Below are 25,822 nucleotides of genomic sequence, written 5' to 3' on the forward strand. Positions count from 1 at the left end.
GTGGTGCAGGGGCGCCGATTTCGTTTGTCTGGCTGGCTACCGCGCGGCCGACGTCGTCGTGGCCGGAGCCGAAGACGAGGTCGATGCCGGAGCCGACTCGGTGGTGCTCGGCGCCGCCGAGGTCGACGTGGTCGTGGTGGCCGACGTGGAGGTCCCGCTGCCCGCGGCGGTGACCGGGGTCGGGGCGTCCGCCAGGTCCAGCACGGTGTCGATCACGTAGATGCGGGCGTTGCTCGCCTCGATCGCGCCACAGACCAGCTTGGCGGTGTCGTTGACCTTGATGTCGCCGCCGTCGCCGGTCACCTTGATCTGGGTGCCCTGCTGCGTCGGACGCTGGCCCTTGACGGTGTCATTGCCCAGCACGCCCAGGAAAACGTGGTAGTAGTCCAGGCTCGTCAGCGCGGCCGGGTCGGCCTTCAGCGCGGCCAGCTTGGCCGGGTCCAGCGCCTCGAAGGCGGCGTTGGTGGGTGCGAACACCACGTACGGGCCGTTGTCCAGCACGCTGGTGATGTTCACGTCGGGGTTCAGCCCGCCGGAGATCGCCGAGTTGAAGGTGCTGATCGACGGGATGCTGGCCAGCGCGGCGCTCACCGGCTTGTTGGTCAGCGTGCTCAGATCGGGCATGCCGACCTTGACCTGGTCGCAGCCGGGGCCCTTGGGGTCCGGCGTCTTGTTGGTCGGCGGCGGCAGCGGTGGCGGGTCTGCGTAGGCGGACACCGCCAGCGGCAGCGACGCCGTCAGGGCGGCGACGGCCGCGGTTACGCCCAGAAATCTGCTGGTGCGAGTCTTCATGGTTCGGCTCCTCAGCTGTTCATGTCGCGCACACGGACCGATCGGGGAGACCCCAGCCGGGGCGTGGCGCCCGTCGAATGGTAATGGCTGGCGCTGCGAAACAGCAAAATCAGCTACCGGTGGTCCGGTGAGGTCACGCGGTGCTGACCTGCACTTTTCGCACGCTGAAGCACAGCACCGCGGCCACCGCACACAGGCCCGCGGCCAATTGAAAGGCCAGGTCATAGTTACCTTGCAGGTCCCGAAGCCAGCCGGCCGCGGCCGCTGCGACCGCGGCGCCCACTTGGTGCGCGGCAAACACCCAGCCGAACACCACAGGGGCCCGATCACCGAAGTAGTCGCGGCACAGCGCGATCGTCGGCGGCACCGTGGCAACCCAGTCCAGGCCGTAGAACACGATGAACACCCAGGTGCCCGGGTCGGCGTGCGGGGAAAGCAGCGAAGGCAGCAGCATCAGGGAAATCCCGCGTCCGATGTAGTAGACGGTGAGCAGGAGCCGCGGATCGACCCGGTCGGTGAGCCAGCCCGAACAGACCGTGCCGGCCACGTCGAGGACGCCGATGGTGGCCAGTAGACCCGCAGCGACCGTCGTCGGCATGCCGTGGTCGCCGGCAGCAGGGATGAAGTGGGTGCCGATCAGCCCGTTGGTGGTCATGCCGCAGATCGCGAAGCTGCCCGCCAGGAGCCAGAACACGGGCACCCGGGCGCCGATGACGAGCCCGTCCAGCGCCGACCGGAAGCCGTTCGTCGGTGCCGTGACCGGCATGGGCGGGTGGTGGCGCATGACGACGACGACCGGTGCGATGACCACGAATGCGGCCGCGGCGACGATGAGGCAGGCCAAGCGCCAGCCGTGCCGGGTCGCGACCTCTGCGACCACGGGCAGGAAGATCAGTTGTCCGGTCGCGCTGGCGGCGGTCAGCACGCCGGTCACCAGGCCGCGACGTTCGTCGAACCAGCGGGTGGCCACGGTCGCCACGAAGCCCATCGAGATGCATCCGGTGCCGACGCCGACCAATACGCCCCAGCACGCCACCAACTGCCAGCCGGTCGTCATCCGGACCGACAGTGCCGAACCGGCCGTGATCAACCCCAGCGCCACCGACAGCACCGGCCTGACGCCGAATCTGTCCATCAATGCGGCCCCGAACGGGGCGGTCACCCCGAACAGCGTCATGTTGACCGACATCGCGAGGCCCACCGTGGCGTGCGACCAGCCGAACTCGTGGTGCAGCGGGTCCATCAGGACGCCGGGCACAGCCCGGAAACCGGCGGCGGCCAGGATGGCCAGGAAGCTGACCGCAGCCACGGCCCACGCGGCGCGCGTCGGCGCTGTCGTCGAGGTGAGCGTCACCGCATCACTGTGCCGGTGGCGCCGCGCGTAGGCCAGTGGCGGAACCGACACGAACCGCACAGATTGCGCCACACTCCCGGCCGTCAGTGGGTGCGACCTAACATGGCCCGCATGTCAGGACCGTTGATTCTTCCCATCCAGGGCCATGCCCCGCAGCTGCACGACGAGTCGTGGGTCGCGCCGACCGCATCGGTGCTCGGCCAGGTGACGCTCGCCGCGCGGGTCAGCATCTGGTACGGCACGACGCTGCGTGCCGAGTTCGAGCCCATCGAGATCGGTGAAGGCTCCAACATCCAGGACGGCTGCACCGTGCACGTCGACCCGGGCTTCCCCGTGAAGGTCGGCGCCGGCGTCAGCGTCGGGCACAACGCGGTCCTGCACGGCTGCACCGTCGAGGACGGTGCCCTGGTCGGCATGGGCGCCATCGTGCTCAACGGCGCGCGGATCGGCGCGGGTTCGCTGGTGGCGGCCGGAACTGTTGTGCCGCAGGGGTTGGTGGTGCCGCCGGGAACGATGATCGCCGGCGTGCCGGGCAAGATTCGGCGTGAGCTCACCGAAGACGAGATCAACCACAACCGCATCAACGGCCAGGTTTACGAGCACCTGCTCACACTGCACCGCGGCTAGGGATTTCGGCGTGATCCGTAACGCCGACAGTTACGGATCACGCCGAAGCCTAGAGCGGGTGGGCCAATTCGTCGGCCCGCATCGTTGCCACGACCCACGCGAAGGCCGTCAGTATGGCCGGCAGGACGCCGGACACCACGAAAATCCATTGCATGGGAACGATTTTCGACAGCGGGCCGACGATCGCATAGGACACCGGCAGGAACACCAGTGAGACGAAGAAGTCGAGGCTCGAGACCCGGCCCAGCATCTCGGTCGGTACCCGCATTTGCAGCAGCGTTCCCCAGATCACCATGCTGGCGCCCTCGCCGATGCCGACGAGGAACGTTGCGGCGAACATGACCGGGAACGACCACGTGCTGCCGACCACGGCCAATGGCAACGCGCCCAGACCCCAGATCGCCATCATCGCGGTCAGGTAGTGCCGTGGCATTCGGGCGTAGGAAACCGCCAGCGCGCCAACGGCACTGCCGATGCCGAATCCGGCCATGATGAACCCGTAGGCGCGCGGACCGTCTTCGAAGCGTCGTTCTGCGATGAACGGCACCAGCACCTCGATGGGTCCCAGCACCACCAGCACGTAGACGCTGGCGACCAGCAGCGTCCACAACAGCCACGGGGTGCGGGTCATGAACCTGAAACCGTCGCGCAGATCGTGCAGTACGTGCTTGTGCTCGACCGGTTCCTCGTCGGCCCGGACGGTGCTTGGCCTGGTGGCCACCAGCAGGACCAGGCCCACGCCGAACAACACCGCGACGGTGGTCGCGCCGACGCTCGGGAAGGTCAGTCCTACGAGGACACCGGCGGCCGCCGGGCCGATCGCCTGCTGGAGCACCGGGCGCACCACGCCCTCAATGCCGTTGGCCGCCAACAATTGTTCGGGCGGCAGTATGCGGGGCAGTAGCGCGCTGTAGGCGGGGAAGAAGAACGCGGCCGCGATGCCGAGGCACGCCGCTGCCACGGCCATGTGCCAAACACGCAGCGCCCCAGTCGAACTGAGGACAGCGACGGCCGTCACCGCGGCGAGGTTGACGACCTCGACGGTGATGATGATGTTGCGTCGGTTCAGCCGGTCGGCCGCGATGCCACCGACCAACACAAAGCACACCAGGCCGGTACCCAGACAGGTCGCCACCAGAGACAGCGCGGCCGGATCGTTGTCCAGCGCGATGACCTGCAGCGCGGCCACGACCGTCCACATGCCCTCGGCGAAGATGGACAGTGAGACGGCCGCGATGAGCAGACGGTATTCGCGGAAACGTAAGGGCGCGAATACCCGCCAGCGGTCAGTGATCCGCGGTTCGGGCGTGTCGACGTCGAACTGGGAACTCACCAATCCATCGTCCCGCGCCCGTCAAGCGATTTGTGCACGTTCTTCCGCGGTAGGCGCGGAAAAACGTGCACAAATCACCGGTTAGACGTCGGAGTAGACCGGCAGCCGCCGCTGCTGGAAGGACGTCACGCCCTCCATGAAGTCGGCGGCGTGCAAAAGCTGGATCTGCCCGGCGGTTTCGCGGGCGAACGCGTTGTTCAGCTCGGTCAGGGTGGCGTCATTGACGGCTTGCTTGGTCTTGCGCAGGGCCACGGCCGGACCGGACTTGAGCGCCGCGAGCACCCGATCCACCTCGGCGTCGAGGTCGTCGGCGGCGTGCACCGAGCTGACCAGTCCGGCGGCGTAGGCCTCGGCGGCGGGCAGCTTCTCGGCAAGCAGCGCCATCCGCATGGCCCGGGCCCGCCCGATCGACGCGGCGACCAAGGCCGAGGCACCGCCGTCGGGCATCAGCCCGATCTTGGTGAAAGCCAACAGGAATGACGACTTCTCGGATGCCAGGACGATGTCGCATCCGAGGGCCAGCGAGACGCCCACACCGGCGGCGACGCCGTGCACGACTGCGACCGCGGGCTTCGGCAGGTTCACCAGTGCGGCGACGGCGCGGTTCGCGGCGTTCAGCACGGCAGCGGCGTCGAACTTCTTGGCGTCCTGGTCCTCGGGGCTCAGGCCCGCGCCGGAGCAGAAGCCGCGACCCGCGCCGCCGAGGCGGACCACTTTGACCGCGGGGTCGGTCGCGGCCTGGAGCACCGCGTCGCCGACGAGCTCGAGCATTGCCAGCGACAACGAGTTCAGTGTGTCCGGCCGGTTGAGCGTCACGGACAACACGCCGTCGTCCAGTGAGACGGTCAGATCGTCGGATCCGGTGTAAGTCATTCAGTACCCCAGTTTCATGGGCGGGCCAGATGCCCGCACTAGACAGACTTCGTTATACAAGTAAGCTATGTCGCGGTCAACACGACTGGGATCGAACGATCTACCAAGAGGTGCATGAAAATGGCTGGACCATTGCAGGGACTGCGCGTTGTCGAGCTGGCCGGCATCGGCCCGGGCCCGCACGCGGCGATGATTCTCGGAGACTTGGGCGCCGACGTGGTGCGCGTGGAACGCCCGAGCAAGTCCGGCAAGCCCAGCGCCGACTCCATGCTGCGCAACCGTCGCTCTGTCACCGCCGACATGAAGAGTGATGAAGGCCGCGAGCTGGTGCTGTCCCTGATCAAGAAGGCCGACGTCCTCATCGAAGGCTTCCGGCCGGGCGTCACCGAGCGTCTGGGTCTGGGCCCCGAGGACTGTGCGAAGGTCAACGAGCGCCTGATCTACGGCCGCATGACCGGTTGGGGCCAGACCGGCCCGCGCGCGCTGCAGGCCGGCCACGACATCAACTACATCTCCCTGAACGGCCTGCTGCACGCCGTCGGCCGCAAGGGCGAGCGCCCGGTGCCGCCGCTGAACTTGGCGGGCGATTTCGGCGGTGGCTCGATGTTCCTGCTGGTCGGCATCCTGTCGGCGCTGTTCGAGCGGCAGACCTCCGGCAAGGGCCAGGTGGTCGACGCCGCGATGGTCGACGGCTCCAGCGTGCTGATGCAGATGATGTGGAGCTTCCGCCGGCAGGGCATGTGGAGCGACGAGCGCGGCACCAACATGCTCGACACCGGTGCGCCGTACTACGACACCTACGAGACCGCCGACGGCAAGTACATGGCAGTCGGCTCGATCGAGCCGCAGTTCTACGCCGAACTGCTGGCCAAGCTGGAACTGGATCCGGCAGCCCTGCCCGACCAGAACGACGTCGCCCGGTGGCCCGAACTGCGCGACATCTTCACCACCGCCTTCAAGGCGCAGACCCGCGACCACTGGACCAAGGTCTTCACCGGTTCGGACGCGTGCGTCAGCCCCGTGCTCAGCTTCGCCGAGGTCGAGACCGAGCCGCACATCGCCGAGCGCGACACCTTCTTCCGGTTCGCTCCCGAAGACGGCGGCAACCTCGAGCCGATGCCGGCGCCACGGTTCTCCCGCACCGTGCCGGCCACGCCGACACCGCCGCGCGTGCCCGGATCTGACACCGAGTCCGTGCTTCACGACTGGGCCTGAGGCCGCAGCAGATTTCCGTAACAAGAAGGGATTGCATCAATGCAGATCAAAGATTCCGTAGCCGTCGTGACGGGTGGCGCGTCGGGCCTGGGCCTGGCGACCACCAAGCGTCTGCTCGACGCCGGCGGCAGCGTCGTCGTCATCGACCTCAAGGGTGAGGACGTCGTCGCCGAGCTGGGCCCGCGCGCCAAGTTCGTCGCCACCGACGTCACCGACGAGGCCGGCGTTGCCGCGGCGCTGGATGCGGCCGAGGAGATGGGCCCGGTCCGGATCAACGTCAACTGTGCCGGCATCGGCAACGCCATCAAGACGCTGAGCAAGGACGGCGCGTTCCCGCTGGCCGGTTTCCGCAAGGTGGTCGAGGTCAACCTGATCGGCACGTTCAACGTGATCCGCCTGTCGGCCGAGCGCATCGCCAAGACCGAGGCGGTCGACGGTGAGAAGGGCGTCATCATCAACACCGCCTCGGTGGCGGCGTACGACGGCCAGATCGGTCAGGCCGCGTACTCGGCGTCCAAGGGCGGCGTCGTCGGCATGACCCTGCCGATCGCCCGCGACCTTTCGCGTGAGCTGATCCGCGTCTGCACCATTGCCCCCGGTCTGTTCAAGACCCCGCTGCTGGGCTCGCTGCCCGAAGCGGCTCAGGCTTCCCTCGGGCAGCAAGTGCCGCACCCCAGCCGCCTGGGTGACCCCGACGAGTACGGCTTCCTGGCGCAGCACATCATCGAGAACCCGATGCTCAACGGCGAGGTCATCCGTCTCGACGGTGCGATCCGGATGGCGCCGCGATGAGCGCCTGCGCGAAGAGCAAGGAGCACAGCTGATGGCAATTTCTACGAAGTTCACCGAGGTCTTCGGTGTCGAGCACCCGATCGCCCAGGGCGGTATGCAGTGGGTCGGTCGCGCGGAACTGGTTGCCGCCGTTGCCAATGCGGGCGGTCTGGGTTTCATCACCGCGCTGACGCAGCCGACGCCGGCTGATCTGGCGGGCGAGATCGCCAAGACCCGCGACCTGACGGACAAGCCGTTCGGTGTGAACCTGACGATCCTGCCGTCGATCAACCCGCCGCCGTACGACGAGTACCGCAAGGTGATCGTCGACGCCGGCATCAAGATCGTGGAGACGGCCGGTTCCAACCCCGGCCCGCACCTGCCGATGTTCCATGATGCGGGCATCAAGGTCCTGCACAAGTGCACCTCGATGCGCCACGCGGTCAAGGCCCAGAGCCTGGGCGTCGACGGCATCAGCATCGACGGTTTCGAGTGCGCCGGTCACCCCGGTGAGGACGACGTGCCCGGCCTGGTGCTGATCCCGGCCGCGGCCAAGGAGATCGAGATCCCGATGATCGCCTCGGGCGGTTTCGGGGATGCGCGTGGCCTGGTGGCGGCGCTGGCGCTGGGTGCGGACGGCATCAACATGGGCACGCGGTTCATGTGCACCGTCGAGTCGTGCATCCACCAGAACGTCAAGGAAGCCATCGTGGCGACCGACGAGCGGGGCACCGAGCTCATCTTCCGCAGCCTGCGCAACACCGCGCGCGTGGCGTCCAATGCCGTCTCGCGTGAGGTGGTGGAAATCCTCAAGGGCGGTGGCCAGTTCGAGGACGTCAAGGATCTGGTGGCCGGCGTGCGGGGCCGCAAGGTGTTCGAGAACGGCGACGTCGACGCCGGTATCTGGACCGCGGGCACCGTCATGGGCCTGATCCACGACATCCCGACCTGCGACGAGCTGATCAGCCGCATCGTCGGCGAAGCCGAAGACATCATCACCGGCCGCCTGGCCGGAATGGTCGGAGCCGGCGAAGCCGAGTTGGCTTCCGTCTAACCGGCACAACTGCGCTGAGGGCCGCGACTCCACTGGAGTCGCGGCCCTCAGCGCGTTCTGGGGTGGCATGCCCCGGACGCACAAAAAGCCGCCGACCTTATCGGTCGGCGGCTTTGATGCTGGTAATTACCCCTACGAGTCCTTGTGCGCCGTTAGGGCGCACGGACGGTAGCGCCTCAGCGCGGCGTCAGACTCGCGGGTGGACCCGCGGAATCAGACGGCCTCGGCGAGGTCGGGGAACTGCTCGGACGTGTCACCCTCGATCAGGACGTCCCCGTGGTACAGGGCATCGAAATCTACTTTGATGACATCTGCGTTGGTGTCGTCGATCCACATGTCTATGAGGCTATGGGTCGCTATTAAGAAATCTTTGAGTCACGATTCGGAAAACGCTGGCAATTCTTACCGGTGGGTAGGTTGGCCAACCCGGACCCCTAAGTAACTGGTGGGTAGCTCACATTCCACAAGGCCACGGGTGATCTTGATGCGCTGTATGGGTCCTGATCGCGGCTTAGTTCACTGGCCAGTAGCAAACATGACGGCGATCACGCAGATAGTGCCTGGTAGGCCGGGTGAACCAGACGTCAATAGATCTCGTGACCACGGTGAGCGACTGTTGACACGCCTAAGTTATCGTCGTTAACTTAGCGGTGTTTCGTGAAGGGGAATCCATGCTGAACCGCATTGCGCTGCTGGCCATCGCCGCGCCGAGGAGAATTCTGGCGCTGGCAGGGCTGGTCCTGATCGCTGCGGCAATCTTCGGCGTCCCAGTGGTCAAGACCTTGCCCGCGGGCGGTTTCCAAGACCCGAAGGCGGAGTCCTCACAAGCCAGCCGGCTACTGGCCACCAAGTTCCACCAGGGCGACATGCCCATGTTGGTTACCGTCACCGCACCCGACGGGGTGCACGGCCCGGCCGCCTCCGCGGCAGCCCACGACATCGTCGACCACCTCAAGGCCTCACCCCACGTCGCTTACGTGTCCTCGGCCTGGACGGTGCCCCCGGCTGCGGCCGGGGAGCTGATCAGTAAAGACGGGAAGTCCGGGCTGATCGTGGCCGGGATGAACGGCGGCGAGAACAACGCGCAGAAATACGCCCAGGAACTCGCCGATCAGGTGGTGCACGACCGGCCGGGCGTCACCGTCAAGGCCGGCGGTGGAGCCATGGTCTACTCCCAGATCAACACCCAGACCGAGCACGACCTGCTCGTCATGGAATCCATCGCGATACCGCTCAGCTTCCTGGTGCTGGTTTGGGTGTTCGGCGGACTCGTCGCCGCCGCGCTCCCCATCCTGGTTGGCGGGCTGGCCATGACCGGCACGCTCGCGGTGCTGCGGACCATCACGTTCTTCACCGACGTATCCGTGTTCGCGCTGAATGTGGCCACCGCCCTCGGGCTGGCCCTCGCCATCGACTACACGCTGTTGATCATCAGCCGCTATCGCGATGAGGTGGCCGAAGGGCACCCCAGGGACAAGGCGTTGATCCGCACCATGGTGACCGCGGGCCGCACCGTGCTGTTCTCGGCGACGACGGTCGGCCTGTCGATGGCAGCGATGCTGATGTTCCCGATGTACTTCCTCACGTCCATCGCCTACGCCGGCATCGCGACGGTCGCGTTCGCCGCCGCGGCCGCGGTGATCGTCACCCCGGCCGCCATCTGGCTGCTCGGCGACCGGCTCGACGCCCTCAGCCTGCCGCATTTGTTCCGGCGCAACACCACACCCAAGCCGGTGCAGGAGATGTTCTGGTACCGCGCCGCGAAAGCGGTGATGCGCCGTTCGGTCTCAGCCGGTCTGGCCGTCGTCGCGCTGCTGTTGGTCCTGGGCGCACCCTTCCTCAGCGCGAAATGGGGTTTCCCCGATGAGCGGGTGCTGCCGACAACCGCGTCCGCGCACCAGGTGGGGGACCAGCTGCGCAACGACTTCGCCAACAACTCGGCCACCGACATCACGGCCGTCATTCCCGACGCCGCCGGACTGGCTCCGGCAGCCTTCGATGCCTACGCCGCCGACCTCTCGCGCGTCGCCGCCGTCACCGAAGTGTCGGCGCCGACCGGAACTTTCGTCGGCGGACGGAAGGTGGGGCCGGCCGGTCCCGGTGCCGCGATCGTCGACGGCAGCGCCTTCCTGACCATCGGCAGCAGCGCTCCGCTGTTCTCCGACGCGTCGCAGGCGCAACTCGACGCGGTGCACGCGGTCAAGGGACCGGACGGGCGCACGGTGCAGCTCGCCGGCGTGGCGCAGATCAGCCACGACAGCGTGCAGGCTGTCACCGATCGGCTGCCGTGGGTGCTGGCCGCCATCGCCGTCATCACGCTCGGGCTGCTGTTCCTGCTCACCGGCAGCGTGGTGCTTCCGGTGAAAGCCGTTGTGCTCAACGTTCTTTCGCTCACCGCGGCGTTCGGCGCACTGGTCTGGATCTTCCAGGACGGCCATCTGGGCGCGCTCGGCACCACGGCCACCGGGACGTTGGCATCCAACATGCCGGTGCTGCTGTTCTGCATCGCGTTCGGACTGTCGATGGACTATGAAGTGTTCCTCGTCGCGCGCATCCGTGAGTTCTGGCTGATCGAGAGGGACAACGACGAGAGCGTCGCGCTCGGGCTGGCCCACACCGGCCGGGTGATCACCGCCGCGGCCCTGGTGATGTCGATATCGTTCGGCGCACTGATCGCCGCGGAGGTGTCGTTCATGCGGATGTTCGGCCTCGGGCTGACCATCGCCGTTCTGGTGGACGCGACCCTGGTCCGGACCGTGCTGGTGCCGGCCTTCATGCACCTGATGGGACGGTGGAACTGGTGGGCGCCGGCGCCGCTGGCCCGGCTGCACAAACGCATCGGTATCAGTGAGTCCGGTGCGGCCGAGCCACCCGTGCCATCGGCGTGCGGAGCGCAGTGACCGCGACCAAGCGGCGTCGCGCCCCGCGCGGGTCGGGAGAGCAGCTGCGCGACGAAATCCTCGACGCAGCAACTGAATTGCTCCTGGAATCCAATCAGGAGAAGGCGGTGTCCATCCGGTCGGTCTCGCAGCGGGTGGGCATCACCCCGCCGTCGATCTACCTGCATTTCGCGGACAAGGACGCCTTGTTGGACGCGGTCTGCGGCCGGTACTTCGAACGGCTCGACGACGTCATGCAGCAAGTGGCCGCCGAGCAACCGACGACGATCGACCGGTTGCGCGCACAGGGACTGGCGTACGTCCGCTTCGCCCGGCAGAACCCCGAGCTCTACCGGATCGCCATGATGTCCGAAGGGCATCCGGGCAGCAACGTGGACGAGGCCCTCAATACCGCGGCCTTCGTGCACATGCGGGATTCGGTGCAGGCCATGATGGACGAGGGCAGTTATCCGCGTGGAGATGTGACGGTGACGGCGCTCGGATTGTGGACGGTGGCACACGGTCTGGCAGCACAGTTCATCTCGCGGCCGTATCTGCCGTTCGGCGATCTCGAGGACTTCGCAGACCAGGTGCTCAGCGCCGCGTGCCTCGGTGGCATGGTGAGAGGACAGCGCGGGCCGGATGCGATATCCGGCTGGCCGAGCGACTGAAAGGTTCTAGACGATGACCGAGACCTCGGTGGACAACCCGTTCTTCGCCCGGATGTGGATCGCGATGTCGTCGCGCGAGCGCAAGTTCATGAAGAAACTGCGTCAGGAGAATCTGGCCGGACTGACCGGGCGGGTGCTGGAGATCGGTGCCGGCACCGGGACCAACTTCGCCTTCTACCCGGACACCGTGACCGAGGTGGTGGCCGTCGAACCGGAGGTCCGGCTGGCGCCGCTGGCCCGGGAAGCGGCGCTGACCGCACCCGTTCCGGTGACGGTCCGCACCGAGACCGTCGAGAACTTCGACAGCGACGACCTTTTCGACGCAGTCGTGTGCTCCCTGGTCTTGTGTTCGGTCGACGAGCCGGAAAGCGTGCTGCGGCAGATGTATTCACGGCTCAAGCCGGGCGGTGAACTGCGCTACTTCGAGCACGTCGCCAGCGACGGGGTGCGGGGCCGGGTGCAGACCTTCCTGGATTCGACGTTCTGGCCGAAGATTTCGGGCAACTGTCACGCACACCGGGAAACCGAGCAGAGCATCGTCGGCGCGGGATTCCAGGTCGCCGATGCCCGCCGGGTGCTGATGCTGCCGGGCTGGGTACCGCTTTCGGAGGCGGCGTTGGGACGGGCCGTCAGGCCTGCTTGATCGTCGACAGCAGTTCGGGCAACCGCTGCAACAGGGTGGGTAGCGCGGTGGCCGCGGTTTCCCGCAGGGACACCGTGGCCTGATCGGAGAACGGCGTCGGCTTCGGGTTGACCTCGATCACCGGAATACCCTGCTGCACAGCCGCTTCCGGCAGAGATGCCGCCGGGTACACCACCGACGACGTTCCGACCGTGATCACCAGGTCCGCGGTGCTGACCGCCGCGACGGAGTTGTTCCACGCATCGGAGGGCAGATTCTCGCCGAACCACACCACATTGGGCCGCACCAGACCGCCGCAGTAGCACTCCGGTGGCTCGACGGTGATCGCAGGCTCGGGCATTTCTGGCAGCGTGCCTTCGAAGTTGGCTTTGCAACTATCGCAATGGAATTGGAACAAGCTGCCGTGCAGATGGTGGACCCGCGTGCTACCGGCCCGCTCGTGCAGGTTGTCGATGTTCTGGGTGACGATGTCGACCTCGGTGTAGTCCTGCCACGCGGCCACCGCACGGTGCCCGTCGTTGGGGGACACGTTGCCCATCATGTGGTGGCGCCACAGGTACCAGGCGAACACCCGCTCGGGGTGGCGGCGCCAGGCATCCGAACTGGAGATCTCATACGGGTCGGTGTTGGCCCATAGGCCGGTCTCGGCGTCCCGGAAGGTCGGTACGCCACTGTCGGCGGACATCCCCGCACCGCTGAACACCGTCACCCGCATCAGACCACGTTATCGGGTCTGGGGTGATCTGGGCCACTTCGCGGGCGGCGACATTGGGCTTCGGCGTCGTCGGTCATACTCGGCGGATGACCGATTTCGGGGAGTGGGTGCGCCTCGATCCGCACGCGGGGCCGTTGTTCGACCAGTTGCGCCTGCAGATCATCGAGGCCATTCGTAGTGGGCGCCTGCCTGCCGGGACCAGGCTGCCCACGGTGCGTGACCTGGCCGGCACGTTGGGAATGGCGGCCAACACCGTCGCCCGGGCCTACCGCGAGCTCGAGACCGCCGGTGTCCTCGAAACCCGGGGGAGGTCAGGCACTTTCGTAGCCGCCGCCGACCTGGCTGCCGCCGCGATGGTGGACGCCGCGAATGCCTTCGCCGACACCGCCCGAGCGTTGGGCGTGCTGAAAGCCGACGCACTCCGGTACCTGGACGCGGCTTTCGAATAGTGCGTGGCCTGGCCTCGAATGTGCGACAACTGCTCAGACCATCCGCAGACGTCTCCAACGCAACTGAGCGGCGGTAAACCGGCCTAGAAGGCGCCGTGCAGTTGCGTTCGGCGCGCAGCGCCCACCGTTCGCGCGAGCCTGACCTGACGGCGGAAATCCGTCGTCGAGATCGCCCTGCGGTCAGACTCGGCGACGTTCGAGAACATTCGTCTCCACAAACTGTCAACCGCGCCAATGCAACACGTCGAGCGCGACGCCGACCTCGACGCTGTTGTCGGCCAGCGGGCGTGGCAGGAGTTCGTCGGCGCGGGCCAGTCTGCGCAGCAGGGTGTTGCGATGTGTGAAGAGCTTGCCGGCGGCGCGGGATACGTTGCATTGCTCGCGGACGAATATCCTTACCGCAGAACGTAATTCCGGACTGGCGGTTTCCAGGTCGCCGAGGACTCGTTTGACGAACACCGCCGCGCGGTCGGCGTCCGCGGTGAGTAGCGCCACCAGCTCGATATCGGTGTACTCGGCGATCTGTTGCGGCGAGCGCAGCCGCGCCATCATCTGCTGCGTGGTGAGCGCGTCGAAATGGCTGCGCCGGAAGCCGTCCACTCCGGCACCGGTCGAACCGATCGCGATGCGGACCTCGCTGCCGGCGGCTGATGCCAGGGCGGTGACGTCGGGTGCGCCCGGTGCCCATACCCACCGTGTGGCGGTACTGGCGGACACGGTCAGCGGGCGTACGCGACCGCCTCGTCCGAATGCCTCGGCAGCCTGATCTAGTTGGGACAGATCGCCATTCGGATTGTCGGTCCAGATGACGGCAGCGGTGTGGGTGCCGCCGAGTCCGTAACCGAGTCGGCTTTCGGCGCGCTGTCGGGGGATGGGCGCGCCGTCCAGTAGCAGCGCGACGGTCTCGCGCCGCTCGGCGTGGCTGCCCCGCGTCAGCTCGTCACGCTCGAGTTCGATCTGCGCGGCGATGGCACCCAGGGTGGCTTCGATGAACTCGCTGACGGACCGCGAGCACACGTTGAGCATCTCGTGCAGGTCTGCTGGGTCCGAGGTCAATTCGAAGGCGATGTCCATCAAGCGTCGCCACGCCACGCCTTCACCGACCCGGTAAGCGTCCAAGGAGTACGAATCGACACCGCGACGGACCAGCTCCCTGGCGACGGCGATCGGCTCGGAGGTGATGTTGGGTGGCACCGGTGCGCCCGGGTCGTGCACGTTGGCCGCGCCCCAGAACAGCAGATTCGACCGGTTGCTGCGACTGATGGCCGCTGCCAGTTCCGGGTCCGACGCGATGGCGGGGTTGGCGCCCAGTACGGCTTGGTCGAGTTCGTCGAGCCATTCGGGCCGGGCGTTGACGACGACCTGTGCACACTGCCGAATCAGGTCGCGTACCTGCGGTGATGGTGGTTTTTCGGTCATCGGGTCAGGCTATCGCGTGAGGTGCACAATGCACCACCAATCGCGAAAGTTGAGCTGTTTTGACCTTCAGTTGAGGGGTCGGCGGCGCCAACATTGTTACCACGCCCACCACCGCCAACAGGGAGTCTGCAATGAAGCACACCGCCACCACCACCCAGGTCGACGTGCTGATCGTCGGCGCCGGAATCTCCGGCATCGGCGCCGCCTACTACCTGCAGCAGGAGCACCCGGGACGGTCGTACGCCATCCTGGAGTCCCGCGGCGCGACGGGCGGGACCTGGGACCTGTTCCGGTACCCCGGCATTCGCTCCGACTCCGACCTGCACACTTTCGGCTACGAATTCAAGCCGTGGCGCGACGAGGACGCCATCGCCTCCGCCGACAAGATTCTCGCCTACCTGCGAGAGACGGTCCGCGAGAACAACATTGACCGCAACATCCGGTTCCACCACAAGGTCCTCGGTGCGGCCTGGGACAGCGACACAGCGCGCTGGCTCGTCGACGTCGAGCGCACCGACACCGACGAGCTGGTCCAAATTTCGGCCAACTGGCTGTTCTGCGCCGGCGGCTACTACCGCTACGACCAGGGCTTCACCCCGCAGTTCCCCGGCCGCGACCGCTTCGCGGGGCAGATTGTGCACCCGCAGCACTGGCCCGAGGACCTCGATTACACCGGCAAGAAGGTCGTCATCATCGGCAGCGGCGCGACGGCGGTGACGCTGGTGCCGTCGATGGCCGCCACCGCCGCGCACGTCACCATGCTGCAGCGCTCGCCGACCTACATCATGCCGGTGCCGGCCAAGGACGCGTTCGCGAATGCGGCCGGTCGCCTGCTCGGCGCAGACCGTGGCTACGCGCTGGCCCGTCGCAAGAACATCGCGAAACAGCGTGCGGTGTATACCTTTTGCCAGAAGTTCCCCACCGTGGCGCGGAAGCTGATCCGCTCGATCAATGCCAAGCAGCTGCCCGCGGGATACCCGGTCGACGAGCACTTCAGCCCCGCCTACAACCCGTGGGACCAGCGGTTGTGCGCGGTTCCGGACGCGGATTTGTTCAAAGCGATCAGCGCCGGCAAGGCATCGGTCGTCACGGACCGCATCGCCACCTTCACCGAGACCGGCATCGAGCTGGAGTCCGGGCAGCACCTGGACGCGGACATCATCGTCACCGCAACGGGTTTGAACGTCCAACTGTTCGGTGGGATCTCGCTGACAGTCGATGGTCAGGCGGTGAACCTGGCGGACACCGTTGCGTACAAGGGCATCATGTTGTCGGGCGTACCGAACTTCGCCTTTGCCTTCGGTTACACCAACTCCTCGTGGACGCTCAAGGTCGGGCTGCTGTGCGAGCACTTCTGCCGTCTGCTGAGCCACATGGACGAGGGCGGTTTCGACAGCGTCCGACCGGTGTTCGACGGCGCGGGAATGGAGACCAAGCCGCTGTTGGACTTCGCCGCCGGATATGTGCAGCGGGTCGCTGACACCCTGCCGCGGCAGGGCGCCTCGGGGCCGTGGGTGATGTCGATGAACTACAACTTCGACCGTGAGGTGCTGCGGCACGGCGCGGTGACGGATCCGAACCTGCGGTTCGCCGCCGCGGAGCGCGCAGAAGATCGAGAGCGCGTGCCGGTTTCCTGATCGGCACTCGTCGCGGACGTTTACGCTGGCGTGAGTGGAGACATCTAAGGCGAGCGAAGCGACGGGAAGTATGGAGTCGCCAGCTGTACCGCCCGAAATCCCTGGTGTCCCTTCAGCTGTAGGCGTCGAATTGCCGTCCGGGCCTGTGCCCGGACGGCCTTATTCGTTGCCACTGGATTTGCTGACCGAGCAATACGGCCCGCTGTTCTACGCCGACTTCGGTGCCAGTCGCCGCTTGTACGCCTGCTCCCTGGCGCTGGTCGACGAACTGTGCGACGAGACCCGGTTCACCAAGGCCCTGACGGACCGGTTAGCCAGGTTCCGTCCGGTCGTCGGCAACGGATTGTTCACCGCCTACCCCGGCGAGGAAGGCTGGCAGGAGGCCCACGACGTCCTGATCCCCGGCTTCAGTTTCAGTGGACTGCGCAGCTACCACCCGGCGATGCTGGACATCAACCGGCAGCTGATCGAGCAGTGGGACGCGGCCGTCGGCGCCCGCACCGTGGACGTCGCGGGTGACCTGGCCAAGCTCGCGATGGACACCGTCGGCCTGGCCGGGTTCGGCGCACGGTTCGACTCCTATCAGCACGACGGACTCGCCGACATCCCCGCGAGTTTCGCGGCCACCCTGGACCAGGTGCTGGCCGGCGCCAACGGTGACCAAGCGGTGTTCCAGACCGAGCGCGGCAAGCTGTTCAGCTTCATCACCGACCTCATCGCCCAGCACCGCGCCGGTGAGGTGGACGTCGACGACCTGCTGGCGTTGATGCTGCAACCGGGACCCGACGGCGCCCCGATCCTCGACGACGACAGCATCCGCAACCAGATCGCCACGTTCCTGGTCGCCGGGCAGGACACCACGTCGACGGTGATGCCGACCGCGCTGTACAGCATCGTCAAGAACCCGGCGGTGCTGCACCGGGCGCAGGCGGAGGTCGACGCGCTCTTCGGCCCCGAGGACGACCACGTGCCGGCCTTCGACGAGATCGGCAAGCTCACCTACATCCGCCAGATCATCGACGAGACGCTGCGGCTGTCCCCGCCGGTGCGAGAATTCGATCGAATGGCGTTGGCGAACACCGTGATCGGTGGCCAGTACCCGGTGCGGCGGGGTGAAGCAGTGACGGTGCTGACGTCGTCGCTGCACCGTCAGCCCGAGTGGGGCGACAACGCCGACATCTTCGACCCGGATCGGTTCGACATCGACCGTGCCGGGCAGCGTCCGGCCAACCTGTTCAAGCCGTTCGGGACCGGCGCGCGGTCCTGTATCGGGCGCCAGTTCGCGCTCCATGAAGCGACGATGGCGATCGCGACACTGGTCCACCGCTACCGGTTCGTTGACGTCGAGCACTACACCTTGCGCACCCACAGCGACCTGCTGCGCAAGCCGGAAGGCTTCCAGCTCAAGCTCATCCGCCGTACCCCGGAGGACCGTCGGCAGGCGCCGGCGGCCGTGCTGGCGGCGCCGGTGACGCAATCACGCGCTGCCGTGCCGTCGGGCACGAAACTGCTTGTGCTGCATGGGTCGAACCTCGGCAACTGCCGGGCGCTGGCGCAGCAACTCGGCGATGAAGCCGTCGACCTCGGCTATGAAACAACCGTCGCTGCTTTGGATTCCGCGACCGGCGCGCTGCCGGACCAGGGTGCGGTGGTGATCGTCGCCGCGTCGTACAACGGGATGCCGACCGACGACGCCCGCGCGTTCGTGGACTGGCTGGACAGCGCCGCCACCCAGGCACCTGCGGTGCCGTACGTGGTTCTCGGTGTCGGAGACCGCAACTGGGCCGAGACCTATATGGCGATACCCCGGCGCATCGACACGCGGCTCGCGGAACTCGGTGCCACACAAATCCTTCCGATGGTCGAAGCCGACACCTCGGGTGACTTCGCCGGCGTGGTCGAGGACTTCTCGGTGGCACTGTGGAATGCGCTCGGCGGCGTCTTCGGCGCCGTTGCCACGGATGAACCCGTGGCGGACGAGTCGCTCTACGATCTGCGCGCCATCGACGGGCCCGTCACCGCAGCGATCGACGCCCGCTACCAGGTGCAGCCGGCCACGGTGCTGGACAACATTCCGCTGGTGGACACCGGCTCCGAGTTCGGACAGGACAAGCGGTTGATCCGCATCGCCCTGCCCGACGGCGTCGACTACCAGACCGGCGACCACCTCACCGTGCTGCCCGACAACAGCCCCGCGCTCGTCGACGAGGTCGGTGAACTGCTGGACCTGCGCCTCGATCGCCGCATCTCGATCAACCCACGGCGCAGTACGCGGCGGGCCATCCCGGTCGACCGGGAAGTCACTGTGCGCGAACTGCTCACGCACTTCCTCGAGCTCCGCAAGCCGGCCACTCGTAGCCAGTTGCTCCGGCTCGCGGCGGCGAACCCATGTCCGCCGGAGCGTGCCGCGCTGACCGCATTGGCCGACGAGCCCGAGGCGCGCGCATTGAGCATCACCGAGTGCCTGGCGGAATTCCCGGCCACGCAGCTCAGCCGTGAAGAGCTGCTGGAACTGTTCGAACCGATGTCCCCGCGCCACTATTCGATCGCCACGTCGTCCCGGCGTCGGGTCCGGGAAGTCGAGCTGGTGGTGGGGGTGCTGGAAGGACCGGCCCGATCCGGCTCCGGCTTGTTCCGTGGCGTCTCATCCAGCTACTTGGCGGATTCCGTTCCGGGACAGCAGATCCGGATGCGCGTCGATCCGGCGCGCCAGGCCTTCCGGGCCGGCGCCGACCCGACCCGCAACGTCATCCTGGTCAGTGCCGGCACGGGCGTCGCTCCCTTCCGGGGATTTATCGGCGACCGGTTGGGTGCGCTGGAAGCGGGGGAGCCGTTCACCGCCGCCCTGTGTTTCTTCGGCGTGCGTCATCCCGACGTGGACTACCTGTTCCGCGACGAGGCCGAGGACGCCGAACGCCTTGGCATCGTCCGGATGCGGCCGGCGTTCTCCCGGGCCGGTGACGAGGTCAGGTACGTGCAGGACCGGATCGCCGCGGACGCCGACGAGGTCTGGGACATGCTCGGAAACCCGGACAACGACACCCACGTCTACGTGTGCGGTGACGGTGCCCGGATGGCGCCCGCGGTGCGCGCGGCGTTCCAGGACATCTACCGCAGTCGGACCGGCGCCGATGATGACGCGGCCCGCGCCTGGCTCACCGGCCTGGTCAACACCGACCGCTACGTCGAGGACGTCTGGGCCGGTTAGTTGTTGCCGGCCGAGAGGGTCTCACTCGCGCTACGGTTGCCGACCGAACGACCGGCGATAGGCGGAGGGCGTGAGCCCGGTATGAGCGGCGAGGCGATTGCGAAGGTTGGACGCCGTTCCCAGGCCGCTTCGGTGCGCTACCTGATCTACGGCCAGATGTGTCTGCTCGAGGAGCCTGCGAGCATGTTCGATGCGCACGTTGGTTAGCCATTGGTGGGGAGTGCAGCCCAGCTCGGCGCGAAAATGGCGATGGAGTGTTGCGGTGCTCATTGCAGCGCTCGCGGCGATGTCGATAACCGAAATCGGTTGTGTTGCATGCTGCTCGGCCCATATGAGGGCTTGAGCGAGTGGGCTCTGCGGCTCGGCGGGGAGGGGTCGTTCGATGAATTGTTGTTGCCCGCCGGGGCGGTGGCCCGGGAACACGAGGCGGCGTGCGACGGCGGTGCCGATCTCTGCTCCGTGGTCTCGGCGCACCACGTGCAATGCCAGGTCCAGCGCTGAAGCGCTGCCTGCCGAAGTCAGGATGTCGCCATCGTCGACGAAGAGGACTGCGTCATCGACGTGCACCAGCGGGTATCGGTTCCGGAACTCTTCAGCCCATTGCCAGTGCACTGTCACTCGGCGCTGAGCGAGAACTCCGGCCTCGGCGAGGGTGAATGCTCCGCTGCACATACCGATCATGCGCGCGCCACGTGAGTGGGCCCGTGAGATCGCATCGAGTACGTCGCGGTGGTGCGGCGTGGTTGTGTCGGGCCGGTTGGGAACGATCACCGTGTCAGCTGATTCCAAGGCTGATAGCGTCCTGATCCCGGTCATCGCGAAAAAGCCCTGCCTCATCGTTACCTGCGGCAGACGTGCGCACATCTGAAAGTCATAGAGCAGCCCCCCGGCTTCGGGCCGGTCGATTCCGAGGACCTCGGTCAGGCAAGCCAGTTCGAAGGGGTTGGATCCCTCGTCGACCAGGGCGACGACGATATGCGGGTGCGAGGAATCTTGCGACATATGTCATTCCTTGCACTGTTCGGCGATCGGCGCAACACCACAAGATCGACGTATGACGAACGCGAGCACGAATATCGACACGGTCCTGGCGTCTTTCGAAGAGCGGTGGAGCCCACGAATCCTGGCCAACGTCAACGATTGGGACGTCCGGCTGGCCAAGATAGAAGGCACCTTTGTGTGGCACTCCCACCCCGAGACCGACGAGCTGTTCATCGTGCTCGACGGCAACATGGATATTCACCTGCGCGAGTCAGGTGACGAGAGGGTCGTGCACCTCGGACGCCATGACGTGTTCGTTGTTCCCCGTGGCACCGAGCACTGTCCGCAATCCTCGACCGGTGCAGCGGTGATGCTGCTCGAGCCGACCGGGACGCTCAGCACTGGTGACTACGAGGGAGAAATTCCGGTCCACATCACCTCGACCACCGGGCTGCCGGCATAACCTCGGCGGTCAGCGCGCTCCGCGGATCGCGGTCAGCCCGCGCATGGCGTGGTAGATCACCAGCGCCGCAATGGAACCCAGCGCGATACCGGTGAACGTCAATGGTCCGGCCTGCCAGGTGAAATCGGCGATACCGATGATGAGCGGGATAGCGGCGGTCATCTGGTTGATCGGCTGGGAGAAATCCACGTGGTTGGTCAGCCAGATCCGCACCCCGAGGATGCCGACCAGACCGTAGAGCACGATCGTCGCGCCGCCCAGCACGCCGGGCGGAATGGCGGAGATGGCGGCACCGACCTTGGGGCACAACGACAGTACGACGGCCACCACGGCGGCGACCCAATACGCGGCGGTGGAGTAGATGCGCGTCGCAGCCATCACCCCGATGTTCTCGGCGTAGGTGGTGGTGGCCGATCCACCGCCCGCTCCGGCCAGCACGGTGGCCACCCCGTCGGCCGCCAGCGCCCGTCCCATCAGGGGATCCAGATCGCGGCCGGTCATTTGGCCAACTGATTTCACGTGCCCGATGTTCTCGGCGATCAGTGCGATCACTGCCGGCAGGAACATCGGCAGGACCGCCAGACTGAATGACGGACCATGGAATTCGGGCAGCCCGATCCACGGGGCGGCAGCGATGGCCGCGGTGTCGACCTCGCCGAGGGCCAGCGCCAGCAGATAGCCGATGACCACGGCGAGGAAGATGGCCAGCCGGCCGATGATGCCGCGGAAGAACGCCAGCGTCGCGACCAGCAGCACGAGCGTCACCAGGCCGACCAGCGGTCCCTTCTCGAAATTGTGCTTCGCCGCCGGGGCCAGGTTGAACCCGATGAGGGCGACGATCGCGCCGGTGACCACCGGCGGCAGCGTGGCATCCAGCCAGTGCGTGCCGACCAGATGCACGACCCCGCCGACGAGGATCAGCAGCACACCCACGGCGATCAAACCGCCCAGCGCGCTACCGGTTCCGTGCGACGCGACCGCGGCGGTCACCGGCGCGATCACCGAGAAGCTGGATCCGAGATAACTCGGCAGCCGGTTTCCGGTGATCAGCAGGAACAGAATTGTGCCGACGCCGGAGAACAACAGCGTGGTGGCCGGCGGGAAACCGGTCAGGACCGGCACCAGGAAGGTGGCGCCGAACATCGCCACCACATGCTGTGCGCCGATACCGATGGTGCGGGGCCAGCTGAGCCGTTCGTCGGGCGCGACGACAGCGGCGTCCGGTCCTACCGGCTTCCAGGGGAGCGCAACCATCCGGTCATATTGCCCGATGGGGTGCGTCTTCGCGCGGGAGTGCTAGCCGAATTCGAGCAGGGTCATGGCGGGCCGGACCGCGTCGAACAACGACGGGAACCGGTGCGCCGTCGACATCATGGCGTTGAGCACCCGGCTGCGAGTGGCGGGGGCCTCGACGTCGTGGACCGCTCGAATTCCCGGGATGGTGTCGACCAATCGCGCGGCCTGGCTTGCCGACAGGGTGAACGGCATCGGCGGCACCCGGTAGCGCAGGGAGGTCCGCATCCCGCGTCCGACCATTCTGGCGAACAGTGCGGGCGGCGAATCGAACATCAGTCGTCCGCCCGGGAACCGTTTGGCGCACTCGGCGATCAGCCCCAATGACTCCTCGGGCTGCAGGTACATCAACAGGCCTTCGGCCGTGATGAAGACGCCCTCGGACGTGTCGACCTGGTCCATCCAGCTGTAATCCAACGCCGACTGTGCGCACACCGAAACCCGGTCCGATGCCGGCAACAGCTGGCTGCGGACCTCGATCATCGGCGGTAGATCGACTGTCAGCCAATGGAATTGCGGATCGGGCTCAGTCGCGGAAAGTCGGTAGAAGCTGGTCTGCAGGCCTTCGGCCAGCGCCACCACGGTCGCCTTCGGGTGGTCGCGCAGATAGTCGCGAGTGGCGCGGTCGAACGCCAACGCGCGCAGCGCCATGTCGGGGCGGCTCGAATAGCCGAACTTGGCGAAATCGAAGTCGATGCGGTCCACCAACTCGACCGCCACCGGATCGTCGATGATTCCGTCGGGTCGGCGGGCTTCGCTGGCCCGGACCTGGAGGGTCATCAGTGCCGTCTCGGATACGCCGGTCAGTGCGCTGCCGTCGATCTTCGGGGTTGAACTCACGGTTTCGAACCTACCGAAGCCAGCACTTTCTCGACGGTCCGCAGATTGCGGGTGGTGGTGGACGACTTGTAGCGCTTCTTGCCCATCGTTTTGCTGATCGCACTACTCAGGGTGTCGCCGCGGGCCACCTGCCAGTACAGGACGCCGCGCCCGCGACTGATCAGTTCGTCGCCGACCGGGTCAAGCGCCGCGAGCTCGTCCAGCACGTCCGGGTCGCTGACGAACGTCACGTACGAATGGTGGCCGTCGACCTCGCGCTCGAACGGGTAGTCCGCCGAGATCGACTGGAGTTCGTCCATCGGATACACCAGCACCCAGGCGTCGTACCCGAATGATTCCCGCAGTGCCGCTTCGGCTTTCGTGCGGACTTCGGCTGCCTTCGCGGCACTGGACAGCACCACGTTGCCACTCGCCAGCAGCGTTTTCACGTCATCGAAGCCGGCCTCTCGGAAGGTGGCCGCGACGTCGGCCATCTTCAGATTGACCCCGCCGACGTTTACGCCGCGCAGAAACACGGCGTAGCGCGTCATCCGAACTCCGTCATGACGCCCAATGGTAGGCAGTTGCGCCGTACGCTGGGTGCCATGACCCGTCAGGTCTTCGAAGACAAGCTGCTAGCGCTGATCAGCGACAATTCGCTGGGCGTGCTGGCCACCATCAAACGCGACGGTCGACCGCAGTTGTCGAACGTGTCCTATTACTTCGACCCACGGGCCGTCACCATCGGGGTGTCGATCACCGAGCCCCGGGCCAAGACCCGCAACCTGCGGCGGGACGCCCGGGCATCGATCTACGTCCGATCCGATGACGGCTGGGCATATGCGGTCGCCGAGGGGGACGCGGTGCTGAGCCCGCCGGCCGCGGCGCCTGACGACGATACCGTCGAGGGCCTGATTACCTTGTACCGCAATATTTCCGGTGAGCATCCGGACTGGGACGACTATCGGCGGGCCATGGTCGCCGACCGTCGGGTGCTGCTCACCATGCCGATAACCCACCTGTACGGGCTGCCTCCGGGCGTGCGCTGAACGCGCTACGCTGCGTGTATGGCCGAGAACTCCGACGAAGGTTCAGCATCGCCCGACGAGACCAAGCGGAAGTTTCGCGAGGCGCTCGAGCGTAAGAAGGCCGGTACCGCCGGCGCCGCCGCAAACCAGGATCGTGGGGCCAAGCAATCCAAGTCGCACGGCGCCGTCGGTGGTGGCCGCCGGGAGTTCCGCCGCAAGAGCGGCTAGCGCCTTTCGCGAGCAGACACAAAACTGTCCCTTTTCCCACGAAGAGGGACAGTTTTGCGTCTTCTCGCGGAGATCAACTAATCCCGGGCCAGCAGCCGGGCCCCGACGAGCGCCACCAGCATCACCGAAACACATTGCAGGCCGGTATCTTTCAGGCCCCAGCCGACTGAAGCCAGGGTGGCGGCGCCGGCGACGACCAGCAGGGTTCCGACGGCCGCGCTGCGCCAACCAGGTTCAGAGACCTGGCCGCCGTCCCACAGCGGCAGGGGGTTGTTCTCCAACGGCCGCAGCAGCAGGAACAGCCCGGCGACCAGCACCGCCATGAGCGCCACCTGGTAGACGCTCAGCACCAGGAAGTGCGGCTGGCCGGGGTAGCGGGGCAGACCCGCCAGATCGAAGGCCAGGTGCATCCCGAGCAGTGCGGGCATGTGCCACAGGTAGAGCGTCATGGCGCCGGTGTTGCCGATCACCGCGAGGCGCCACACCTGCGGCCGGGCGGCCCAGCGGCTGATGGCCGGTGCGGCGGCAATGGCGAACGCGCACATCATGATTGCGTGACCGGCGAGCAGCAGCGACGGCGGCGTCATGTTCTTGATGTGCTGGGTCTCGATGCCGACCAGACTCAGCTCGTAGGGGCCGACCCAGACCATCGCGACGTTGACCGCCAGCATGGCCAGGCCGACGCGCAGGGCGGCTGCGGTGGTCAGCAGTCCGCGGCGGTAGGCCACGCCGAACATGCCGGGAATCAGCCACACCACGAAATTCACATAACCCAGCGCGGACCAGGCGTGGTCGTTGATGCGGATGGCATCGACCAGGGCGACCAGGGCGTAGGTGCCGGCGACGGCAGCGACGAGCTGGCCGAGGGTGGTGATCCGCATCAGCAGCGGCACCGCTGCCAGCACCATCACGTAGGCGCCCAGGAACCACAGCAGCTGGATGCTGATGCCGGCGATGGGTTCGTAGACGTGGATCGGCAGCAGCGGCTTGAGGATCAGCAGCGCCGCGGCCCAGAACGCCAGGTAGTAGAACACCGGCCGGTACAGCCGGGTGCAGCGCTTGAGCAGCCAGCCGCCCCAGCTCATTCCGCTGCGGTACGACGCGGCCGAGGCCGCGACACCGGCGAAGAAGAACAGCGGCATGATCTGGAAAATCCAGGTCAGCGCCTGGAACACCACCGACGTGGTGAGCAGGTTGCCCCACCGGAAGACATCGTTTTCGATGATGCTCGTCGCCATGATGGTGTGACCGGCGACGACGCCGATCAACGAGACGATGCGGATGACGTCGATGGCGCGGTCGCGGTCGACCGGCGTGCGCTGCGCGATCTCGGCAGCAGAAGGAAAGACGCGGGTGGTCATGCCTTCGAA

Annotated in this window: 25 protein-coding genes; 13 read left to right on the forward strand and 12 right to left on the reverse strand. The window is 66.7% G+C overall.

Going from position 1 to position 25,822, the window contains the following annotated elements; genetic code table 11:
* Positions 1-36: 36 nt before the first annotated feature.
* Both TL10_RS04885 and TL10_RS04890 read right to left on the reverse strand, forming a co-directional pair.
* On the reverse strand, positions 37-792 hold the full coding sequence (locus TL10_RS04885; protein WP_043984741.1) for a fasciclin domain-containing protein: 756 nt from the start codon (positions 790-792) through the stop codon (positions 37-39).
* Positions 793-925: 133 nt separating this feature from the next.
* Positions 926-2,146, reverse strand: a complete 1,221-nt coding sequence (locus tag TL10_RS04890; protein WP_043984824.1) for an MFS transporter — start codon at positions 2,144-2,146, stop codon at positions 926-928.
* 111 nt (positions 2,147-2,257) lie between these two features.
* Between TL10_RS04890 and TL10_RS04895 the strand changes: the two genes are divergently transcribed.
* The gene (locus tag TL10_RS04895; protein WP_043984742.1) at positions 2,258-2,773 is read left to right on the forward strand and encodes a gamma carbonic anhydrase family protein; all 516 of its coding nucleotides are present in this window, start codon (positions 2,258-2,260) and stop codon (positions 2,771-2,773) included.
* A 49-nt stretch (positions 2,774-2,822) separates the two neighbouring features.
* Here the strand turns inward: TL10_RS04895 and tet(V) are convergent, their stop codons facing one another.
* Together tet(V) and TL10_RS04905 are read right to left on the reverse strand one after the other, a co-directional pair.
* Positions 2,823-4,106, reverse strand: coding sequence for a tetracycline efflux MFS transporter Tet(V) (gene tet(V) / locus TL10_RS04900; RefSeq protein ID WP_043984743.1), 1,284 nt, complete (start codon positions 4,104-4,106; stop codon positions 2,823-2,825).
* Positions 4,107-4,187: 81 nt separating this feature from the next.
* Complete coding sequence (locus TL10_RS04905) at positions 4,188-4,979, reverse strand: enoyl-CoA hydratase (protein ID WP_043984744.1); 792 nt, start codon at positions 4,977-4,979, stop codon at positions 4,188-4,190.
* A 120-nt stretch (positions 4,980-5,099) separates the two neighbouring features.
* On the opposite strand from TL10_RS04905, the gene TL10_RS04910 reads away from it, so the two are divergent.
* From TL10_RS04910 to TL10_RS04920, 3 genes are read left to right on the forward strand one after another with little or no spacing between them, the layout of a single operon-like run.
* Positions 5,100-6,194 (forward strand): CaiB/BaiF CoA transferase family protein, encoded by a 1,095-nt coding sequence (locus TL10_RS04910; protein WP_043395642.1) that lies wholly within the window; start codon positions 5,100-5,102, stop codon positions 6,192-6,194.
* Between the two features lie 39 nt (positions 6,195-6,233).
* Positions 6,234-6,986: a 3-hydroxyacyl-CoA dehydrogenase gene (locus TL10_RS04915; protein WP_043395639.1), complete on the forward strand. Its 753-nt coding sequence runs from the start codon at positions 6,234-6,236 to the stop codon at positions 6,984-6,986.
* Positions 6,987-7,017: 31 nt separating this feature from the next.
* Positions 7,018-8,019, forward strand: a complete 1,002-nt coding sequence (locus TL10_RS04920; protein WP_043984826.1) for an NAD(P)H-dependent flavin oxidoreductase — start codon at positions 7,018-7,020, stop codon at positions 8,017-8,019.
* Between the two features lie 213 nt (positions 8,020-8,232).
* On the opposite strand, the gene TL10_RS31930 is transcribed toward TL10_RS04920, so the two are convergent.
* Positions 8,233-8,355, reverse strand: a complete 123-nt coding sequence (locus tag TL10_RS31930; RefSeq protein WP_020099274.1) for a hypothetical protein — start codon at positions 8,353-8,355, stop codon at positions 8,233-8,235.
* Between the two features lie 335 nt (positions 8,356-8,690).
* On the opposite strand from TL10_RS31930, the gene TL10_RS04925 reads away from it, so the two are divergent.
* From TL10_RS04925 to TL10_RS04935, 3 genes are read left to right on the forward strand one after another with little or no spacing between them, the layout of a single operon-like run.
* On the forward strand, positions 8,691-10,919 hold the full coding sequence (locus TL10_RS04925; protein ID WP_043984745.1) for an MMPL family transporter: 2,229 nt from the start codon (positions 8,691-8,693) through the stop codon (positions 10,917-10,919).
* Positions 10,916-11,569, forward strand: coding sequence for a TetR/AcrR family transcriptional regulator (locus tag TL10_RS04930; protein WP_110788964.1), 654 nt, complete (start codon positions 10,916-10,918; stop codon positions 11,567-11,569). Before TL10_RS04925 ends, TL10_RS04930 begins: the two co-directional genes overlap by 4 nt.
* Positions 11,570-11,582: 13 nt before the next feature.
* Entirely contained in the window at positions 11,583-12,212 is a 630-nt protein-coding gene (locus TL10_RS04935; RefSeq protein ID WP_043395632.1) for a class I SAM-dependent methyltransferase, read from the forward strand.
* On the opposite strand, the gene TL10_RS04940 is transcribed toward TL10_RS04935, so the two are convergent.
* Entirely contained in the window at positions 12,199-12,927 is a 729-nt protein-coding gene (locus TL10_RS04940) for an NAD-dependent deacylase (RefSeq protein ID WP_043395629.1), read from the reverse strand. The genes TL10_RS04935 and TL10_RS04940 overlap by 14 nt on opposite strands.
* A gap of 86 nt (positions 12,928-13,013) precedes the next feature.
* On the opposite strand from TL10_RS04940, the gene TL10_RS04945 reads away from it, so the two are divergent.
* Positions 13,014-13,376 carry an Rv1152 family transcriptional regulator gene (locus TL10_RS04945; protein WP_043984747.1) on the forward strand — a complete coding sequence of 121 codons (363 nt, stop codon included), beginning with the start codon at positions 13,014-13,016 and terminating at the stop codon, positions 13,374-13,376.
* Positions 13,377-13,598: 222 nt separating this feature from the next.
* On the opposite strand, the gene TL10_RS04950 is transcribed toward TL10_RS04945, so the two are convergent.
* Positions 13,599-14,795 (reverse strand): PucR family transcriptional regulator, encoded by a 1,197-nt coding sequence (locus tag TL10_RS04950; RefSeq protein ID WP_043395627.1) that lies wholly within the window; start codon positions 14,793-14,795, stop codon positions 13,599-13,601.
* A gap of 131 nt (positions 14,796-14,926) precedes the next feature.
* Here TL10_RS04950 and TL10_RS04955 point away from each other — a divergent pair, with 131 nt between their 5' ends.
* Both TL10_RS04955 and TL10_RS04960 read left to right on the forward strand, forming a co-directional pair.
* Complete coding sequence (locus TL10_RS04955; RefSeq protein ID WP_043984748.1) at positions 14,927-16,432, forward strand: flavin-containing monooxygenase; 1,506 nt, start codon at positions 14,927-14,929, stop codon at positions 16,430-16,432.
* A gap of 70 nt (positions 16,433-16,502) precedes the next feature.
* Entirely contained in the window at positions 16,503-19,640 is a 3,138-nt protein-coding gene (locus tag TL10_RS04960) for a bifunctional cytochrome P450/NADPH--P450 reductase (protein WP_043984749.1), read from the forward strand.
* Positions 19,641-19,670: 30 nt separating this feature from the next.
* Here TL10_RS04960 and TL10_RS04965 read toward each other — a convergent pair whose 3' ends face one another.
* Entirely contained in the window at positions 19,671-20,642 is a 972-nt protein-coding gene (locus TL10_RS04965) for a GlxA family transcriptional regulator (protein WP_043984750.1), read from the reverse strand.
* Between the two features lie 52 nt (positions 20,643-20,694).
* On the opposite strand from TL10_RS04965, the gene TL10_RS04970 reads away from it, so the two are divergent.
* Positions 20,695-21,084 carry a cupin domain-containing protein gene (locus tag TL10_RS04970; RefSeq protein ID WP_043984751.1) on the forward strand — a complete coding sequence of 130 codons (390 nt, stop codon included), beginning with the start codon at positions 20,695-20,697 and terminating at the stop codon, positions 21,082-21,084.
* Between the two features lie 9 nt (positions 21,085-21,093).
* Here the strand turns inward: TL10_RS04970 and TL10_RS04975 are convergent, their stop codons facing one another.
* Genes TL10_RS04975 through TL10_RS04985 form a run of 3 tightly spaced genes read right to left on the reverse strand, consistent with a single transcriptional unit; the run spans position 21,094 to position 23,747 of the window.
* Complete coding sequence (locus TL10_RS04975) at positions 21,094-22,338, reverse strand: uracil-xanthine permease family protein (RefSeq protein WP_043984752.1); 1,245 nt, start codon at positions 22,336-22,338, stop codon at positions 21,094-21,096.
* 42 nt (positions 22,339-22,380) lie between these two features.
* Entirely contained in the window at positions 22,381-23,217 is an 837-nt protein-coding gene (locus tag TL10_RS04980; RefSeq protein ID WP_043395611.1) for a class I SAM-dependent methyltransferase, read from the reverse strand.
* The gene (locus TL10_RS04985; protein WP_043984753.1) at positions 23,214-23,747 is read right to left on the reverse strand and encodes a DUF1697 domain-containing protein; all 534 of its coding nucleotides are present in this window, start codon (positions 23,745-23,747) and stop codon (positions 23,214-23,216) included. The genes TL10_RS04980 and TL10_RS04985 overlap by 4 nt, the downstream gene beginning before the upstream one ends.
* Positions 23,748-23,801: 54 nt before the next feature.
* Here TL10_RS04985 and TL10_RS04990 point away from each other — a divergent pair, with 54 nt between their 5' ends.
* Positions 23,802-24,245 carry a PPOX class F420-dependent oxidoreductase gene (locus TL10_RS04990; RefSeq protein ID WP_043395606.1) on the forward strand — a complete coding sequence of 148 codons (444 nt, stop codon included), beginning with the start codon at positions 23,802-23,804 and terminating at the stop codon, positions 24,243-24,245.
* An 18-nt stretch (positions 24,246-24,263) separates the two neighbouring features.
* Positions 24,264-24,452 carry a DUF5302 domain-containing protein gene (locus tag TL10_RS04995; RefSeq protein ID WP_043984755.1) on the forward strand — a complete coding sequence of 63 codons (189 nt, stop codon included), beginning with the start codon at positions 24,264-24,266 and terminating at the stop codon, positions 24,450-24,452.
* Positions 24,453-24,529: 77 nt separating this feature from the next.
* Here the strand turns inward: TL10_RS04995 and TL10_RS05000 are convergent, their stop codons facing one another.
* Positions 24,530-25,813, reverse strand: coding sequence for an acyltransferase family protein (locus TL10_RS05000; protein ID WP_043984756.1), 1,284 nt, complete (start codon positions 25,811-25,813; stop codon positions 24,530-24,532).
* Positions 25,814-25,822 lie beyond the last annotated feature (9 nt).

The sequence above is a fragment of the Mycolicibacterium llatzerense genome (genome assembly GCF_000878195.1).
In the GTDB taxonomy this organism is placed as follows: Bacteria; Actinomycetota; Actinomycetes; order Mycobacteriales; family Mycobacteriaceae; genus Mycobacterium; species Mycobacterium llatzerense.